Here is a 17637-nt window from a genome sequence, read left to right on the forward strand (position 1 = left end):
ATTGTCATGTGTCAATTTAATTGCATAACGCGTATTGGGAGATGCGAGTCGAATATGACCGAAGCAGCCTGGTGGGCCGTTGCCCGCTCCGAAGAGATCAGCGCGGACAAGCCGCACAACGTCGATATCGGCGACCAACCGGTCGTCCTTTGGCGCGACGACAAGAAGGTCGTGCGCGCGCTTGAAGATCGCTGCCCGCATCGCCGGGCGCCCCTGTCGCTGGGTTGCATACTTGGCAATGGCGCGATCCAGTGCGGATACCACGGCTGGACTTATGACGGCGCAAGCGGGCAGCTGATCGACATTCCCAATCTGAAAAGCGATCGCAAATTCCCTCCTGTCTACAAGGCAAGGCCATTCGCCGTTCACGAGGATGCGGGCTTTGTACGGGTCTGCCTGGACGCCAAGGCCGCTGCCCCCGCACCTGACGATCGCGTCTTGCCGCTTTCGGGCACATCGATTGTGGCGCTGGATCACGAACACTGGATCGCCGCGTTGTTCGACGATCCTTCGCTGGTGCTGTCGATCAAGGGGGTGCGCTTTTCACCCTATCTGCTGACCGAATTGTCCGAGCAGCAAGGCAAGCTGGTGCTGGAACGATCATGCCAATGGGCATCGCCGCACTGGCCCGCACCCTTTACTTCCGATTTCCCGATCAGCCTGCGCATCGCCACCGATCCGGTAACTGGCGAGACGGACCTGACCCTGCTGGACGACGAGTTCAGGGCCCTGTTCCGCGCGGTTCTGGCGCCCGTTCCGGCCGCGCGCGGCGTTACGCAGGTGCGTTGGCGCGCCGCTCTGTCGCCCGGACGCCACCATCTGATGGCAAAGGCCATGGGCATCGGCACGCCGTTCAGGGTTTTCGACCATGTCGACGGAGCGGCGCTGCGGGTGCTCAAGCCGTCGGCGTCTATCCACGCCTCGGACCTGCGCGAAAGTATCGTCACGCGCAAATCCGGACCGCCCACAGCGCAGGAAGCCGCTGCCTGACCGCAGCCAAACCGAGAACAAGGAACAGATCATGCTCGACGTTCAAGACAATCCGGCTCCCGAAGTTCATGACGATCCGATCGCGGTCGATCCGCGCCAGTTCGCGGCCAAGGTCAATTCCTGGCTGCCGCACGATATCATGCTGACCGATGCATGGTTTCCGCTGGCCCACAGCTTCGCTGTTGCCAAGAAACCCATCCGGCGCGCTGTCTATTCGCACCCCTATTTCATCTGGCGGAAGCCCGACGGCAGCTTGGTGGCTGCGGAAACGCACCCGAATGACCAGCTTGCCGCGAAGAAGAGCGAATATACCGACGAGGCCGGTCACTATCCGGTGATCGAGAAGTACGGCTATGTCTGGGGCTGGCTCGGCAAGCCGGAAAATGCCGCGCCCGAACATATTCCCAGCATTCCCTATCTGCCAGAGGACGGCGGCCTGCCGCTGCACATGCTGGGCACCGTGCGGTTCGATTGCTGCGCGCCGCTCAGCCTCGAAAACCTGATCGACCTTACCCATGCCGACTTCATCCACGCCGACGTCGTGGGCGACGAGAAGATGGACAAGGAAACGGTCGAGGTGTTCCACGACAGCGAGACCATCACCATGGTGCGGACCTGCGTGAACAAGTCCGTCGCGCCGATCATGAAAATCTTTGGCGGCGTGCGCGACGATGTGCAGCAGGTACGGCAGGTGATCCGCATCTACCTTCGCAGCCATGCCGCGATCGCCTATGGCCGTTTCAGCCCGGGCGACAATGTCCAGCTGTTCCACCCCTGCGTTCCGGAAACGCGCGACCGGACCCGGCTGGATTATGCAATGAACACGTCGAACGTGAAAAAGACCAATCTTTTCCGCTATATGATGCCCAAGGCGAGCTACAAGGTTTCGCGGCAGGACAGTTCCATGACCTCGCCGCAGAGCCCGCGCTACATGCGGCCGGAAAAGCGCAAGGATTTGCATTCGCCGCTGGACGAAGCGGGCCAGAAATATCGCGTGCTGATGCTGGCACTGGCCGAAAGACAGGCGCGCGGCGATTTTACCTATCGCGATAATGTCAGCTCTGATTGCAGCGACATTATCGGATATGAAAAAGCATGACCACACTGACCAATGCGACTGGGGGTGAGCGCAAGTGGTGGGGCGTGATGCCCGTTTTGCCCGCTCCGGTGATGGGCGGCATGGCAAAACAGATGGAGCAGGTGGGATTCGAAGGGGTCTTTTCGCTTCAGATCTATGGCGCGCCCTTTGTGCCCATGGCCGCCGTCGCGGCGATGACCGATACGCTGAAGGTTTCGACCGGCATTGCGGTTGCGGGAACCCGCAGTCCGGTTGAAACCGCCTATTGCGCGATCGAATGCGACACGATCAGCCAGGGCCGTTTCGTCCTTGGTCTGGGCACCTCGCTGCACAGCGCGCTTGAGGGGATCTATGGCGAGCCGCACCGCAAGCTGCTGACCCATCTGCGTGAAGTGGTGAAGATCGTGCGTTACGTGAACGCCAACAGCCACAAGGACATGGAACCGCTCCACGGCGAATATTACGATCTGGAATGGACGGAAAAGATGATGACCGCGCCCCCGGTGCGCGAGAATATTCCGATCTGGATCGCCGCGCTCAAGGACAAGCTGACCAGCATGTCGCTGGAGATTGCCGACGGGCTGATGGTCCATGCGCTTTGGACGGTCGACTATACGGTTCAGAAGAACGATTTCATCCATTCGGAGCTGGCCCGCTTTGGCCGCAAACGCACGGATGTCGAAATCAATGCATGGCCATGGGTCGCCATCAATGACGACAAGCAGCAGGCGATCGACGACAGCCGTGCCACCGTGGCGGGCTATGCCGGTTACAAGGAATACGAAGACTTTTTCGATTCCATCGGTTTTGGCGATCTCGCACGCGATTGCCAGCTGGCCGCAGGCGAACATGGCGATGTTTCGGGCGTGATCGATAAGGTCAGCGACGAAATGGTGCAGGCCTTCGTGAAATGCGGGCCGGTCGACGAAGTGCTCGAAGAACTCGAACCCTTCTGGGGCGTGGTGGATTCGCTCTGTCCGATGACGCCCTATCGCAATCTCACCATGGAACAGCTGACAAAGTATAATGAGGGGCTGTTCGCAATGGTGGCAGAGGCGAAACGCCGCGAAAAGTAGGACCGGCAGGCGGGACGGCAAAGCGCCATCCCGCCTTCCCCGGCTTTAGCCGACAGTCTGGCCGGCTTTGGCGGTCAGTTCTTTGCTGATGTCCCACAAGCGTGCGGCGCCTTGCTCGCTCTGCGCAGCGGCAGACAATGCTGCGGGCTTGCGCTTGGCGAGATACTGGCCGGTCGCATTTGGCGCCCCGCCCTTCGCCAGCAAGAGTATCGTATCCGCGCCCTGCTCGGGCGTCAGCGAGAGCGGTTTGCCAAGGAAATACATCAGCTTGACGGCAAGATTGCCGTGACTGTCGAAATTGGTTTGCACGACGCCGGGATGCACGCAATTCACGCGGATTCCGTCGTGCTTGACCCGTTTCGCCATTTCCCGCGTAAACAAGATGTTGGCCAGCTTGGACTGGGCATACGCATCGCTGGCGCTGAATGACTGCGCCTGCTGCAGATCGTCCCACTTCATGTCCTTGATGAATTTGTGCGCGACCGATGCGGTCGTGATCACTTGTGATCCGGGCGCCGCCGCCTTCAGCAAGGGCAGCAGGCGGTGGGTCAGCAGGAAAACGGCAAGGTGATTGGCGGCAAAGGTCTGTTCAAACCCGTCGGCGGTTTCCATCCGCCTCGATGGCGTGGCGCCTGCATTGTTCACCAGTAATCCGATCCGGTCGGTCGATGCCGCTACCTGCGATGCGAACGCGTCCACCTTGTCCATGACCGACAAATCGGCCCTTATCATGTCGACCTGCGCCTCGGGCGCGGCGGACCGGATTTCCGCAAGCGCGGCTTCGCTGCGCGCGTGATCCCGGCCCTGCGCGATCACCCGCCAGCCATCGCGCGCCAGTTCCCGCGCGACGACAAGGCCGATGCCCGAGCTTGCTCCGGTTACGACTGCTGTTTTGATGCCGTGATACTCCTGCCCGCGATAAAGCCGGTCACCAGTGCCGGACCGACATTGCATCCATGCGCCGGAGACTTGCCCTGCCAGATCGAATTGGCATCCAGCCCGGCAGCCCAAAGGCCCGGAATCGGCTGACCGCTCTCATCCTTGACGCGGCATTGCGCGTCAATTTTTACGCCCACGGTCGTCGATCCGTCGCCGGGGAATATCTGGACCGCGTAATAGGGCCCCGCGCCAACCGGCCCGAAGCAGGGATTGGGCTTGTGCGCGGGATCGCCAATTTCTTGATCGATCAGCGTATCGCCCTTGCCGAATTCACTGTCGCGCCCGGTTTTCGCATCGGCATCGACCCGCGCAGCGGTTGCTTCCAGCGCCTTGGGATCGACCCCGATTTGCGCCGCCAGTTCGGTCAGCGTATTGGCCTTTTTCATATAGCCGGAAGCGACCAGCTCCTTGATCTTGCTGCCCCCCGGAAGCGACAGCCCCATGCCGTATTTCTTGACGTTCTTCGCGTTCGAAATGATCCATGCAGGCACATTGCCGGTGGCGTGCATGTCCTCGACGAAATGGACCCCGGCCTCATTGCCAAAGCGTTTGCCGTCCTTGCCGACGGCGATGCAGCCGGGCTTCGACATGTCGATCAGATGCGCATAGCGTTCGACATAGCCATCATCGCGCGTCCGCTTTGACACCACGGCCCAGACCGCATTGGCGTGGTTGTCCGTTCCCAGCACGGCGCCCGATACCGTGGCGGCATTTATGCCGTCTCCGGTATTGTGATATGGAAGGATGGAAACATGCTGCTCGGCATAGGGCAGATAGACCTTGCGCATCTGTTCGTTGGCGGAAAATCCGCCGGCCGCCAGAACGACGCCCTTTGCGGCCGAAATTTCCGTCTGCTTGCCGTCTATGGTCGCGACGACACCCGTGACCCTGCCCCCATCGGCAAGCAGTCTTTCGACCGGCGCACTGCTGTAGAGGTCGACCCCCGCGTCCAGCACCGAACGGTAAAGCCTGCCCATCAGGGCGTTGCCCATCGTCAGGCGTGAGCCGCGGCCCAGCTTCTTCTTGTCGAAAGCGAAACGGATGGCGATCTTGGCCATGTACCACAACGCACCGGGCTGCGGCAGCTTGGCGATATAGGGCAGATCGAACAGATCGATCATCATACCGCCAGGCGCGTTGAATTCCTCGCGCGGCTTGGAAAGATTGTCGAAATCGGAACCGAGCTTTCTGCCGTCATATTCAGCCGGAGCCAGCAACCGCCCTTCGTGCATCGCGCCCTCTACCTCGGGGTACCAGTCGCTGGACGGGGGCGAGAGGAGGAAATGGACCGAACTATTGGCCTCCAGCCATTTCACCATTTCGGGGCCGGTTTCGATATAGGCTTCGATCAGCTCGCGCTCTGCCCGGTTGCCGACGACGGCAAGCGAGTAGTCCAGCGCCTTCTTCTTGCTGTCGTCCACGCCCGCCGCAACGGCTTGCGGGCTTTCGGGTATCCAGACCCCGCCACCGGAAATGGCCGTTGTCCCGCCGAAATGCGGCGCCTTTTCCAGCACGACCACCTTGCAACCCGCTTTTGCGGCGACCACCGCTGCTGTCAGCCCGGCACCGCCGGAACCCATCACCACGACGTCATACTGCATCGAATTTCCCTTCACGCACACATGATCGATCGCATGGCCTTGTCGTCGATCCCCAACTGGCCCGCGCAATCGAGACCGTCCCAATATTCCCGCCACCAGACGATCCGGCCGGCATCATTCAGATCGAACACGCCGACGACGTGGGTTGTGGTTTCCCGCCCGTCCTTCAACTGCCGGCATGTATCGACCCGTTCCGTGAAAACGGTCGATCCCGAAGCCGCGACCTTGCGAATATCGCAGGCGCATTCGTCATAAAGTTCGTATTGTCGCTCCCGCTCCTCGCAGATGGCGTCCGCGCCCTGCCTTACCGGAGCGATCGGCACGACCGGCTTATACTGGGCATCGTCAGCCAGCATCGCGCGCACTGCCCCCACGTCCAGCTTGCTGGTGTGGAACAGGGCGAGGAATTGCCTGACGACGGTCTCGGCGTTCATGCCAAACCTTCCTGCGCGCCGAAAAAGGCAGCGACCTTGCCGGTATCGAAATATTCGCGTCCGTGGACGATCAACCCGTCCCTGATCACGAACAGATCGTGATATTCATTGGCATAGACCCGGTCGCCGAAATGCATTTCCGAGCGCACCTCTGCTGCGACCGTGTCGCCTTCCGCGACCATGCCCACGATGCGAACCTTGCGGTGCGAAGCGGTCAGCAGCATGCCCTTTACTGCGTCGGTATAGGCTTTCCGGGATATTTCGCCCGATCCGATCATCCACCATGTGCAATCTGGCGCCTGCAATTGCTCGATCACCTCAAGCTCGCCCGCTTCGACCGCGCCGAGGAAGCGTCGCACGATATCCTTGTTCTGTTCGTTCTGGGCCATTTCGGTCTCTCTCCGTCGCCGCTTCATCACCCTGCCCAGCCCGTCCCGCCCCTTTCCTTGGACAGGTTGCTCCATCAGGTGCTCTGCGAAGCATGAGGGCAAGAGAGGAACATGCCGCCCATCGCGCCGCAGGTTCGAAAACAGACAGATCGCAAGGAGCTGACCCATGGATCCGCACGCCCCCGCCCAATATAAGAGTACAGTCGTCGACACGAATTGCGTGCCGCGTCCCTATCCCGCCCGCACGGACAAGCTGCCGACAAGGCTGGAGGATGTCGACGCCGAGTGGCTGGGCAGGATGATGAGCTATAAATATCCGGGCGTTGCGGCGCACAGCGTGGAAACCGTCCAACTGCTCAACAGCCACACGACGAAATGGCGCGTTAAAGTCGACTGGAACGATGCGGGCAAGGCCGCAGGACTGCCCGAGCATGTCTGCATGAAGGCGAACTGGTCGGGATCGTTCGACAATGTCGATATCCACGCCGTCGAAGCGCGCTTCTACCACTTCCTGATCGACGAAATGAAAGTGCCGACGGCAAAATGCTATTACGCCGACTGGGACGATGACGGCAGTGCGCATGGCTTTGTGGTGCTGGAAGATCTAGTGCAGCGCGGCGGCAAGTTCGGGCACAGTACCGATGCCAATGGCGTCGACATGATCATGGACAATCTCGAAGGCCTTGCCACGCTGCATGGCAGCCTTTGGGGAAGCGACAAGATCAGCACCGCCAATGCCCCATGGCTCCAGACCCAGATGGACACACCCGTCGACAGCGATCAGGTGCGGATCATGTGGCAATGGATCGAAGCCAATCTGGCGGACCCTGCTTTCCGCGCCGTCGCGCCGCAGCATTACCTTGACGATCCGCGCAAGCTGGAACGCGCATTTGACCGTTTGGGTGAGCTTGAGCGGGCCTATGATGCGCCGCATTGTATCGTGCTGGGCGACTGCCATCAGGGCAATACCTATATCCTGCCCGACGGCGACCGGCTCTGGCTGGACTGGCAGCTGGTCCGGCGCGGCCGCCCATGGCGCGACCTGACCTATTTCGTGATCGGCGCGCTCAGCATCGAAGAGCGCCGCAAGCATCACAAGGACATGGTGAAGCAATATCGCGAATATCTGATCGCGACCGGCGCGCAGGGGGTTCCCGACTTTGACGAGGCATGGGAGCAGACGCGGCTTTTCGTGATGTACGGATTGCAAGCCTGGGCCGCCAATCTCGATGAGTGGGGGCAGAACGGCCTTCCCATGAACGAACGCTTCTTCACGGCTGCCGAGGATTACGGCACGTGGCAGCTATTAGGAGAATAAGAATGGGTCTGGTCGAGGGCAAGATCGCCATAGTTACCGGCGGCGGTGCGAATATCGGGGAAGCCTGCGCCCGCATGCTGGCCGCGAACGGCGCGTCGGTCGCGGTTGCCGATATCAACGAGGAAGGCGCGCGGCGGGTGGCCTCTGGCATTGCAGAAGCCGGAGGCAAGGCCATCGCCTTGAAGGTCGATCTGGGCGATGAAGCCAGCGTCGCTGCTATGGTGGCGGCGACGATCGACGAATTCGGCAGGATCGATATCCTGCATAATAATGCCGCCAACACCGGCGCCCAGCAGATGATGCGCGACGCTTCTCTGGCCGAAATGGATCCGGAAGTGTGGGATGCCGCTTTCGACATCAATGTGCGCGGGACGATGTTCGTGACCAAGCATGTCGTACCGCACATGATCGCCGCGGGCGGCGGTTCGATCATCAACACCAGCTCGGGCGTTTCGCTGCTCGGCGATGTGCTCAATCCCGCCTATAGCGCGTCCAAGGCCGCGGTAAATGCGCTGACCCGCAATACGGCCACGCAGTTCGGGCGGGCCAATATCCGTTGCAACGCGGTGCTTCCCGGCCTTGTGCTCAGCCCCGTGGCGCGCGCGCAAATGACCGACCACCAGCTCGCCATGATCCAGCGCCACGTGCTTTTGCCCCGCGAAAGCGTTGCGGATGATATCGCGGGCGCCGTGCTGTGGCTGGCGTCGGATCTTGCGGGCTTTGTCACCGCCCAGATCATCTCGGCCGATGGCGGCATCGCCCACCACCAGCCCCATTACGCCGACATGCTGGACATGTTCGCAGCCATGCCGGGGTAACGGGACGAAACGCTATCGGTCAGATTGCCGGCATGATCTCCTCGGCAACCCAGTGCTGGCGGTCGATCCATGCCTGCTTGCCGGACAGGCCCGGCGGCAAGGGTACGATGGTTTCGGTAATACCCAGTTCCTTCAGCCATCCGATCTGGTCGATGATCTTCTGCTTGTCCTCGGTCCCCGGCGCACGGGCATCATCCAGAATTTCATGATGCGCACCGACGTTCAGCATTTCGAGGGCGAAAAACATCTCCAGCGGCCGACCGTCATATTCCGGTTGTGACTTGATGTAGTCGATGCAGTCGGGAAAGCTTTCGGGCGGTGTACGGAACGGCGACCAGCCATTGCCGAACTTCGCCACCCGCCGCTGAACCGCAGGCGCATCGCCGCCGAACCAGATTGGCACGTGCGGTTTTTGAAGCGGCTTGGGTGCGAAACCGCAATTTTTGAAGCTGACGAATTCGCCCTCGAATTCCGGATCGTCCTGCGTCCAGAGTTCGATCATCGCCGCAATATATTCATCCGCCATCGCGCCGCGTTTTTCGAACGGCACGCCCAGCATGTCGAATTCTTCTTTCAGCCAGCCAACGCCGAAGATCGGCTCTGCCCGACCACCCGTCAGCCAGTCGAGCGTCGACCATGCCTTGGCCTGCACGATGGGGCTTTGCAGCGGCAGGATGGAGATCGAGGATGCAAGGCGCAGGTTCTTCGTCTGCCCGCCATAAAAACCCAGCGCCACGGCGGTGTGGAAATACCAGTCGCCCGACAGTTCGATGTGTTCCTTGGGAATTATGAAATGTTCACCCAGCATGCATTTGTAGAAGCCGAGCCGGTCCGCGACTGCCATCAGTTCCCCGACATCGGCTCCGGTCAGCGGTTCCTCCCATGGCTGGACCATGGCGGCAACCTTCATGCTTTTGGGGATACCGATACTCAGTTTCATGACTGCCTCTCCTGCGCTGGTGTACCGGGCGGGTAACAGTCCGGCGCAGTCAACTTACCTGCCGGAAGAAAGGCGGTTTAGACACGCAATCCCCGTTCCTGCAGGAACTCCAAGTCGGCAGGCGTATCGAGATCGGCTGACAGACCCGTCCGCTGAAGTACCGGCATGGCAACATCCGCGCCGCAGTGAAGAATGCGACTGCCCTGCCCGAATTGGAACGAGAACGATCGACCGTCAGCCAGTGCCAATGCATTGGTGCCCTGCCCCAGGCGATCCGTGGCCAAGGCAGCGCCATGGCGGGTCGCAGCATCAAGCAGCGCATCGACATCGTCCCGAGCCAACAAGGGCAGGTCTGCGTGGATCACAAGTAGCGGCGACGCACCGAAACCGTTCCGAAACGCCGAAATCTCGGCATTCAGCCCCTGCCCGCCGTCCTTGGCCCACACGGCCGCAGGATGGTCGAAGGCTTCGTTCGAAAGCACGACGATCCGGTCGATTCCCGGACATTGCGCCAGAACGTCGATCACGTGCCGAGCCATGTCCAATGCCAGGCGCCCGCGTGCGTCTGCATCCAGCACGCCTTTCAATCGCGACTTTCCCGCAGGGCCGGTGCGGATCGGGACCAGCGCCGTCCATGCCATCAGCGCGTCAGTCGTTCGGCGAGATCCATGGCGGCGATCGCAACGCGGTGCCGATCCTGCGCCGTGTTCATAAGCGTGTCAGCTTCAGCAAAAGAAAGCCCGGAAGGCTGTGGATCGCCCTCGTGCACCAGCATCGCGTCCAGCAGTTCGCCGTAATGTTCGGCAATCGTCTGGTTCGTCACCGAAAGGCCAAGTTCGCCCATCAGCTTGGCCGTCGGCCCCTTGACCGCTTTTCCGCCCACCAGCGGCGACACGGCCACAAGCGGCGCATTCCTGCGTTCCAGCGCCTGCCGCAGGCCGGGAACCGCCAATATGGGATCGATGCTGAGCCAAGGATTGGATGGCGCAATCAGGATCATATCGGCCGCTTCGATGGCCGCCACCACGCCCGGTGCCGGCAAGGCAGCATCAGCACCTTCTAAGCGGATCGCATTGACGCGCGGTTCGCACCGCCGCGCCACGAAATAGCGCTGGAAAGGCAGCAATCCTTCGTCCGTTCTCACCCATGTCGCGACGGGATCGTCGCTCATCGGCAGGATCGTCAGGCCAAGACCCCATTGGCGGGCAAAACCCCGCACGATTTCAGACAAAGGCTGGCCCGCGTCCTTGGCCATGCGGCGCAAGACATGCAGCGCGAGGTCGCCATCGCCGAGGTTGAACCAGTCCTCGCCGCCAAGGCTCTTTACCGCGGCCATGAACGACCATGTCTCGCCTTCGCGGCCCCAGCCCAGGCTGACATTCGACAGCCCCGCCAGCGTGTAGAGCAAGGTATCAATGTCGGGCGAGATCGGCAGGCCGAAATGCTCGAAATCATCGCCAGTGTTCACGATCGCCGTCAGGTGAGTGCCGGGCACGATCTGCTGCAAGCCCTCGACCAGCTTGGCGCCGCCCACGCCTCCGGTCAGGACAGTGACACGTGCGCTCATCGGAACAAATCCTCCCCCGCCGGACGCAGCAGGTTCCGGCTGGTCTGATCGCCGTGCTGCCATGGCAGGCCGCGCAGCACGCAGGCCGGCAAGCCCTCGGGACCCTCGCCCATCGCAAGCCCAGCCGCCCCAGCTGCGGCATCGGCAAAGGCGATTTGCGTCACCTGCATGATCCGCCCGTCCCTGTCGGGTTTGCCTCGCTCATCGATCACGGCGGGGGGACCAGCCACGCCGATCGCCACATTGGTCGTCCCCATCCGCCATGGACGGCCAAAGCTGTCGGAGATGATGACACCAGGCCTGATGCCCGTTCGGGCGTGGCATGCATCGGCTATGCGGGCCGCGCTGGCATCGGGATCTTCGGGCAGTAAAAGCACCTTTTCCTCGCCACATGTACCCAGATTGGAAGCATCGATGCCGGCATTCGCCATCACATGGCCAAGCCGGTGCCGCGTTATCAGTACGTTGGGCACCGCTCTCACCACGTCGCTGGATTCGCGCAGTACCATCTCGACCAGCGCGGGGTCCTTATGGGTTTGGCGGGCAAGATCGCGCGCGCCGTCGCTAATATCGACCGACGAAAGCGCGACCATCCGGCCTTCTGATTTCGAAACGATCTTTTGCGTGACAACAAGAATATCGCCGGGCGCAAGGCCGGGGTCGCCTTGGGCAAGGCGGTCGGCCAGTATGGAAGGCAGGTCATCGCCACCATGGAATTCCGGCAAGTCGCCGACGGGAAATACGCTGAACATCGTCAATCGGGGGCGTTCAATTCGCCCGTGATGCGAATTCCGGCGCCATCGACCTTGTAGTTCTTGTTGATGAAGATCAGCAGCGAGGTCATCGCCTCGGCCGCCGCCGCGTTGACCAGCGGGCCGGCATGGATGCCGCGTTGCCCAATGGCTTCTGCCAGCGCGACAACTTCGGCACGTGCCGCCTTGTCGTCGCCGAACACCAGAATGTCGCAATCGACAAAGCCATCCTCTGCCAGGCGATGCGCCGCGACATTGTGGAACGCCGCGACCAACCGGACATCGTCGCCCAGCAGATTGCTGGCGCATATCGCTGCCGATCCTTCTTCAGGCAACTGGACGCGCATCACCTTGGGCGGAACGAGCGGGACAGTGGTATCGACGACGATCTTGCCGGCGACATGCGGCTTGATATCGGCCAGCGTCGCCGCTTGGGCGGAAAACGGCACGGTGACCAACACGATGTCGCCCGCCTGCGCCGCATCGGCATTGGCCATGCCGGTCAGCCCATGGCCGAGTTCCTCTGCCCGGGCAATGGCCGCTTCGGCAGAGCGCGATCCGATGATCACCTGATGCCCTGCCTTGGCAAGCCGCCATGCAATGGCGCTGCCGAGATTGCCCGTACCGCCGACTACTGCGATCGTCTGGCTCATAAACTAATCCAATTCTGTCAAATTATGCGACGGTCTCGCCCGCGGCCAGACCGTAAAGCGTGGAGCGTTCCTGCAGGCGGCGACCGATGCCATGGGCCAGCGCGCGCATTTCGGGAACACCGAATTCCTGTCCGTTCACCCCGCCCGCAGCGCGCGTGATCGATTCGTCCATCAGCGTCCCGCCCAGATCGTTGGCACCTGCCTGAAGTATGTGGGCCGCCCCCTCCGGACCCAGTTTTACCCAGCTGACCTGAATGTTCGGAATGGCACCGTCCAGCGCAATCCGCGACACGGCATGCATCAGCACTGTTTCGCGCCATGTCGGGCCGGAACGGGTTTGCCCGCGGCGCCAGTTCGGTGCCTCCATATGGACGAAAGGCAAAGGCACGAATTCGGTGAAGCCGCTGCTTTCCATCTGCAATTCGCGCAGGCGCAGCAGATGCGTGGCCCAGTGGGCATAGGTTTCGACATGGCCGAACATGATGGTGGATGTGGTCTTCAGCCCCACCTTGTGTGCCGCCTGCATCACCGCCAGCCATTCGCCGGTCGAAAGCTTGTCGGGGCAAATGATGTCGCGGATATCATCTGACAGGATTTCAGCCGCCGTCCCCGGCAAGGTTGCCAGCCCGCATTCCTTGAGCGAAGCGAGGTAATCTTCGTAATCCAGCCCCAGCGTGGTGGCGCCGTGATGCACCTCCAGCGGCGAGAACGCGTGCACATGCATGTCCGGCACTGCATCCTTTACCGCTTGCACGATCCCGCGATAGGTGTTGCCGTCATAGCTCGGGTGGATGCCCCCTTGCAGGCACACCTCGCTCGCGCCGCGTTCGCGCGCCTCGACCGTGCGGCGGGCGATTTCGGCATGGTCGATATTATACGCCGGGCCGCGCTCGCTCTTGGTGCTGCCCTTGGAGAAGGCGCAGAAGCCGCAGCGGTAAAGGCAGATATTGGTATAGTTGATGTTGCGATTGATCACATGGGTGACATTGTCGCCCACCCGGTCATGCCTCAGCTCGTCGGCAACGCGGCAGATCCGCTCGAAATCGCGGCCTTCGGCCCCGAACATCCTTTCGATGTGGAACGCGCCGAGCTCCTCGCCGTGCTCAACCCGGCCCAGGGCTATGCGAATTTCCTTGTCCCCTCCGATACCGATGGAGAGCGGCCCTTCCGGTATCGCCCCGCCGGTGCCGGGATGCCAGTCGCTGTCTCGCGGTAATCCGCGCGCATCGATGGCCCTTCGAATGCGCGGCTGAAGCGCCTCGTCCGTCCACAATCCGGGTGCACGAGCGAATGCCGGGCCGATGGCAAGCCGCTGGCGCAGGTGCCGTCCGGCCTCCTCGGTCTGGGTCTCCAGCTGCTCAAGATGTGGCCAGGGCGCTTCGGGGTTCACATGGTCGAGCGTGACCGGCGAAACCCCGCCCCAGTCGTTGACGCCCGCACGGATAAGCTTGCCCAGCTGTCCCGGCTGCAGGTTGGGCGGTGCCTGCACCACCATTTCCGCCTGAAGTATCAAGCGGGCAGCGGCTATCGTCCAGAGATGTTCGTCGAGCCCGATATCGGGCGTTGCTGCCATCAGCGTCCCGGGCTTGGCGCGGAAGTTCTGGATGATGACTTCCTGGATATGGCCATGGCGCGCATGCAGATCGCAGATCGCAAGCAGTGCCTCCACCCGTTCCAGGCGCGTTTCGCCAATCCCGATCAGCAGGCCGGTGGTAAAGGGCACCTTTGCCTCGCCAGCATCGCGCAGGGATTGCAGGCGGATTTCCGGTATCTTGTCGGGAGACCCGTAATGCGGCATTCCCTTGCCGCACAGCCGTTCCGACGTGCTTTCCAGCATCAATCCCATCGAAGCCGAGACCGGACGCAGTTTTTCGTAATCGGCAGCCGTCATGATCCCGGGGTTGAGATGCGGCAGAAGGCTCGTTTCTTCGAGGACGAGCGAGGCGACATGAGCCAGATAATCCAGCGTGCTGGCGAAGCCGCGCTCGTCCAGCCACCGGCGCGCGGCGGAATAGCGGGCCTCGGGCTGGTCGCCCAGAGTGAACAATGCTTCGCGGCAACCGCGCTGTTCGCCCGCGCGGGCGATCTCAAGCACTTCTTCCGGTTCGAGGAATGGCGCCGTCAGTTGCGACGGGCGGTGAGCGAACGTGCAGTAATGGCAGACATCGCGGCACAATTTCGTCAGCGGTATGAAAACCTTGCGCGAATAGGTGACCACCGCGCCATGCGCCGCAATCGTCTTGGCCTCGGCCTCTGCGGCCAGTTCGTCCAGCGAGAAACGCTCCAGCCTGTCCAGCCAATCGCGCGCTTCGGTCCTGTTCCACCAATATGCCATATCGCGTTACATTCTCTTTCTTGCGGCTGCGAGGCCGCGGATCGTGGTGAGCGGATCGGCATGCCCAGGAAGCGCGGCGATAAGCGTGGAAACACCCATCGCTTCCATCCTGGCCATGACCCCTGCCACGTGGTCTTCAGGTCCCGCGATCGTATCGAAATCCTGCAGGAATTCGGTGAGCCCCATCTCGTCCATCAGCCGAACGTTGCGTCCGCCGACCACGACATGTTCCGATGGATCATAACGTGCCTGAAAAGCCTGGACGAGCGGGCGGACATTATCGGGCAGCATCGCCAACGTCTCGGGCGTACGAAAGGCCATCGCATTGACGGCAATAAAAGCCTTCAGGTCGTCGATGGCCTGCTGCCGATGCTCTCGCACCGAAATATAGCTGGTCACCCAGATGTCGAGCGCATCGGCATCGCGGCCCGCCCTGGCGGCGGCAACGCGCAACTCAGCAATCCTCTGCTCCAGTGCATCGAGGCTCTGGTCACCTGCAAACAGGATGGCCCCATCGGCAAGCTCTCCTGCAAGCGCGAGAGCCTTTGGGCCGAAAGCGGAATAATAGATCGGAACCTTGCGCGCGAAGCGAAGCGATTTGACGGGCCGCCCTTCCCACTCGATCTCCTCGCCGGCGAAAAGCTGGCGCAGGGCGACAAGTTCGGCCCGCACTTCCTTTTGCGTGGCCGGTGCGCGCCCCACGGCCAGGACCGTGCTGCCCCCTGTCGCAAATCCCATGACCGCCCGCCCGCCCGTCAATTTGTCGATGGTGGCAAAGGCACTCGCCGCGACGAGCGGGTGGCGCATGAACGGCGATGTCACAAGCGAGCCGATCCGCGCCTTGGGCGCTTCAAGTGCCGCCAATGTCATGGAGGTGACCATTTCATGCCAGCCGGCCGGCGAATCCCCGACCGTGATCAGATCATAGTCCAGCTCCGCCGCCAGCCTCACCTCGCTGCGGAACAAGTCCAGCGAGGTGCCCCACATCGAACAGATACCCAGCTTCATCGGCCTCGCCCCCAGCAAACGCAACGGGCCGGCGGCGCAACGTGACTGCGCTGACTATCGCCGCGTTCCCTATAGCGTCCTGGTCCTGCGTGGATCATTTCCTGCTCAGATATTGGTCCGGTCGGCGCCCTTGAGGTCAAGGATCTGGCGCGCTTCGTCAGGCGTTGCCACGGACAGGCCCATACCCTCTACGATGGCTTTTGCGGTCGCGACTTGTTCGGCGTTGGTTTCCGCCAGTCGGCCCGGACCGGCCCAGAGCGAATCTTCAAGGCCCACGCGAACGTTGCCGCCCATCGATGCCGCCATGGCGACGATGCTCATCTGCCGTGCACCGGCGCCCAGCACCGACCATTCATACTGGTCGCCGAACAGCCTGTCCGCCGTGCGCTTCATGTGCTGGATATCATCAGGGTGGCTGCCGATGCCCCCAAGGATGCCGAAGCAGGTCTGAACGAACAGCGGAGCCTTCACCAGCCCGCGATCGAGGAAATGCGCCAGATTGTAGAGATGGCTGGTATCATAGCATTCGAATTCGAACCGCGTGCCCAGCGGGGAAAGCAGTTCCAGCAGCCCTTCGATATCCTTGTAGGTGTTCTTGAATACCAAGTCGCGCGATGCCTCAAGCGTGGCCGGCTCCCAGTCGTATTTCCAGTCCTTGTAGCGGTTCAGCATCGGGAACAGGCCGAACCCCATCGAACCCATGTTGAGGCTGGCGACTTCCGGCGCGAAACGCGTTGCCGGTCGCAGCCGTTCCTCCAGCGTCATCGAGGGATGGCCGCCGGTGGTGATGTTCAGCACCGCATCGGTCCGCTGCTTGATGACCTTGAGGAAGGGTTCGTAGAGATCGGGATTCTGGTCCGGACGCCCGTCCTTGGGATTGCGGGCGTGCAAATGAATGATGGCCGCACCCGCGTCAGCCGCGCCGATGGCCGCTTCCGCAATCTCGTCAGCGGTCACCGGCAAATGCGGCGACATGCTCGGCGTATGGATCGCGCCGGTCACCGCGCAGCTGATGATTACCTTACCCTTGGCCACAGAATACTCCCGCCAGAAATGCTATAGTTTCCCCTGCGGTAGGACGTGCGGTACCGGGCGTAATCTAACCTTCGATAGGGTGTCAGGACAAAATGCCCAGCTGCCGTGCCCGCAGAACGGCTTGCGGACGGCGGCGAACGCCCAGCTTGTCGTAGATCTGCTGCATGTACCATTTGACTGTGCCTTCGGTCAGGCCTAGCCGGTCACCGATTTCCCTGTTGCGCAGGCCGCCGCTCACCTGGGTGAGGATCTCGATCTCGCGCAGCGACAGGCCGCCGCTGGGGCCGAACTCGTCATCGTCCTCTTCGTCCTGATCGATCTGCGGATTTCCCTTGAGCAGCTTCACCAACCCATGGGCAAACCTGTCGACCGGATCGTCGAGGATCGGGCCAGTCCCATAGGCGTCGACGATCAGCGCAGCAATCGCTTCCCCCTCGTCGAGGAACGGGCGCAGCCAGCCGCCGGTCTCGGCCAGTTCCACGGCAGCGCGCACTGAACGGCGCGCTTCCGAGCGGTTGCCTGCCAGTACCGCAATTTCGGCCAGCAGCAGTTCGAACGACAGGGCGGAACGGATGGCGCCCCGGCGGCGCACCAGTTCCAGCCAGCGCTTCGCCACCTTGCGCGAGCGCACCAGCCTGAACCGGTGCATTTCAATCCGCAGCTAGGCAATAGCCAGCCATTCGTTGAGCCGCGACGGATTCAGC

General features: G+C 61.8%; 18 protein-coding genes. 5 read left to right on the forward strand and 13 right to left on the reverse strand.

The genetic code is table 11. The features are described from left to right. Positions 1 to 54 precede the first annotated feature (54 nt). Genes AC4FIJ_RS13995 through AC4FIJ_RS14005 form a run of 3 tightly spaced genes read left to right on the forward strand, consistent with a single transcriptional unit; the run spans position 55 to position 3144 of the window. Positions 55 to 990, forward strand: a complete 936-nt coding sequence (locus tag AC4FIJ_RS13995; protein WP_066849583.1) for a Rieske (2Fe-2S) protein — start codon at positions 55 to 57, stop codon at positions 988 to 990. Between the two features lie 31 nt (positions 991 to 1021). After that, positions 1022 to 2089, forward strand: a complete 1068-nt coding sequence (locus AC4FIJ_RS14000; protein WP_490337299.1) for an oxygenase — start codon at positions 1022 to 1024, stop codon at positions 2087 to 2089. Further along, the gene (locus AC4FIJ_RS14005; protein ID WP_490337300.1) at positions 2086 to 3144 is read left to right on the forward strand and encodes an LLM class flavin-dependent oxidoreductase; all 1059 of its coding nucleotides are present in this window, start codon (positions 2086 to 2088) and stop codon (positions 3142 to 3144) included. The genes AC4FIJ_RS14000 and AC4FIJ_RS14005 overlap by 4 nt, the downstream gene beginning before the upstream one ends. A gap of 45 nt (positions 3145 to 3189) precedes the next feature. Here AC4FIJ_RS14005 and AC4FIJ_RS14010 read toward each other — a convergent pair whose 3' ends face one another. The 4 genes from AC4FIJ_RS14010 to AC4FIJ_RS14025 are packed head-to-tail and all read right to left on the reverse strand — an operon-like array spanning position 3190 to position 6507. Further along, positions 3190 to 4098 carry an SDR family NAD(P)-dependent oxidoreductase gene (locus AC4FIJ_RS14010; RefSeq protein WP_490337301.1) on the reverse strand — a complete coding sequence of 303 codons (909 nt, stop codon included), beginning with the start codon at positions 4096 to 4098 and terminating at the stop codon, positions 3190 to 3192. Beyond that, entirely contained in the window at positions 4023 to 5684 is a 1662-nt protein-coding gene (locus AC4FIJ_RS14015; protein ID WP_490337302.1) for an FAD-dependent oxidoreductase, read from the reverse strand. Before AC4FIJ_RS14015 ends, AC4FIJ_RS14010 begins: the two co-directional genes overlap by 76 nt. A gap of 11 nt (positions 5685 to 5695) precedes the next feature. Then, a complete protein-coding gene (locus AC4FIJ_RS14020; protein ID WP_490337303.1) occupies positions 5696 to 6118 on the reverse strand; it encodes a limonene-1,2-epoxide hydrolase family protein in 423 nt (140 codons plus the stop codon). After that, complete coding sequence (locus AC4FIJ_RS14025) at positions 6115 to 6507, reverse strand: nuclear transport factor 2 family protein (RefSeq protein WP_066849571.1); 393 nt, start codon at positions 6505 to 6507, stop codon at positions 6115 to 6117. The genes AC4FIJ_RS14020 and AC4FIJ_RS14025 overlap by 4 nt, the downstream gene beginning before the upstream one ends. A gap of 166 nt (positions 6508 to 6673) precedes the next feature. Between AC4FIJ_RS14025 and AC4FIJ_RS14030 the strand changes: the two genes are divergently transcribed. Together AC4FIJ_RS14030 and AC4FIJ_RS14035 are read left to right on the forward strand one after the other, a co-directional pair. Next, positions 6674 to 7825 (forward strand): oxidoreductase family protein, encoded by a 1152-nt coding sequence (locus AC4FIJ_RS14030; protein ID WP_083988089.1) that lies wholly within the window; start codon positions 6674 to 6676, stop codon positions 7823 to 7825. 2 nt (positions 7826 to 7827) lie between these two features. After that, the gene (locus AC4FIJ_RS14035) at positions 7828 to 8643 is read left to right on the forward strand and encodes an SDR family NAD(P)-dependent oxidoreductase (RefSeq protein WP_232469067.1); all 816 of its coding nucleotides are present in this window, start codon (positions 7828 to 7830) and stop codon (positions 8641 to 8643) included. A 19-nt stretch (positions 8644 to 8662) separates the two neighbouring features. On the opposite strand, the gene AC4FIJ_RS14040 is transcribed toward AC4FIJ_RS14035, so the two are convergent. From AC4FIJ_RS14040 to AC4FIJ_RS14080, 9 genes are all read right to left on the reverse strand, one after another. After that, the gene (locus tag AC4FIJ_RS14040) at positions 8663 to 9583 is read right to left on the reverse strand and encodes a TIGR03619 family F420-dependent LLM class oxidoreductase (protein WP_066849569.1); all 921 of its coding nucleotides are present in this window, start codon (positions 9581 to 9583) and stop codon (positions 8663 to 8665) included. Between the two features lie 77 nt (positions 9584 to 9660). After that, positions 9661 to 10224, reverse strand: coding sequence for a 2-phospho-L-lactate guanylyltransferase (gene cofC / locus AC4FIJ_RS14045; RefSeq protein WP_066849566.1), 564 nt, complete (start codon positions 10222 to 10224; stop codon positions 9661 to 9663). Further along, positions 10224 to 11150: a 2-phospho-L-lactate transferase gene (gene cofD, locus AC4FIJ_RS14050; RefSeq protein WP_490337304.1), complete on the reverse strand. Its 927-nt coding sequence runs from the start codon at positions 11148 to 11150 to the stop codon at positions 10224 to 10226. The genes cofC and cofD overlap by 1 nt, the downstream gene beginning before the upstream one ends. Then, entirely contained in the window at positions 11147 to 11902 is a 756-nt protein-coding gene (gene cofE, locus AC4FIJ_RS14055; RefSeq protein WP_273507471.1) for a coenzyme F420-0:L-glutamate ligase, read from the reverse strand. Before cofE ends, cofD begins: the two co-directional genes overlap by 4 nt. A gap of 2 nt (positions 11903 to 11904) precedes the next feature. Next, positions 11905 to 12555 (reverse strand): NADPH-dependent F420 reductase, encoded by a 651-nt coding sequence (gene npdG, locus AC4FIJ_RS14060; RefSeq protein ID WP_066849556.1) that lies wholly within the window; start codon positions 12553 to 12555, stop codon positions 11905 to 11907. A gap of 22 nt (positions 12556 to 12577) precedes the next feature. Then, entirely contained in the window at positions 12578 to 14890 is a 2313-nt protein-coding gene (cofH, locus tag AC4FIJ_RS14065) for a 5-amino-6-(D-ribitylamino)uracil--L-tyrosine 4-hydroxyphenyl transferase CofH (protein WP_490337305.1), read from the reverse strand. Between the two features lie 6 nt (positions 14891 to 14896). Further along, positions 14897 to 15898 carry an LLM class flavin-dependent oxidoreductase gene (locus AC4FIJ_RS14070; protein WP_490337306.1) on the reverse strand — a complete coding sequence of 334 codons (1002 nt, stop codon included), beginning with the start codon at positions 15896 to 15898 and terminating at the stop codon, positions 14897 to 14899. A gap of 105 nt (positions 15899 to 16003) precedes the next feature. Then, positions 16004 to 16933, reverse strand: a complete 930-nt coding sequence (gene kce / locus AC4FIJ_RS14075; RefSeq protein ID WP_490337307.1) for a 3,5-dioxohexanoate:acetyl-CoA acetone transferase — start codon at positions 16931 to 16933, stop codon at positions 16004 to 16006. Between the two features lie 82 nt (positions 16934 to 17015). Further along, positions 17016 to 17582, reverse strand: coding sequence for a helix-turn-helix transcriptional regulator (locus AC4FIJ_RS14080; RefSeq protein WP_490337308.1), 567 nt, complete (start codon positions 17580 to 17582; stop codon positions 17016 to 17018). Between the last annotated feature and the right edge of the window lie 55 nt (positions 17583 to 17637).

It is taken from the genome of Croceicoccus sp. (assembly GCF_983967925.1).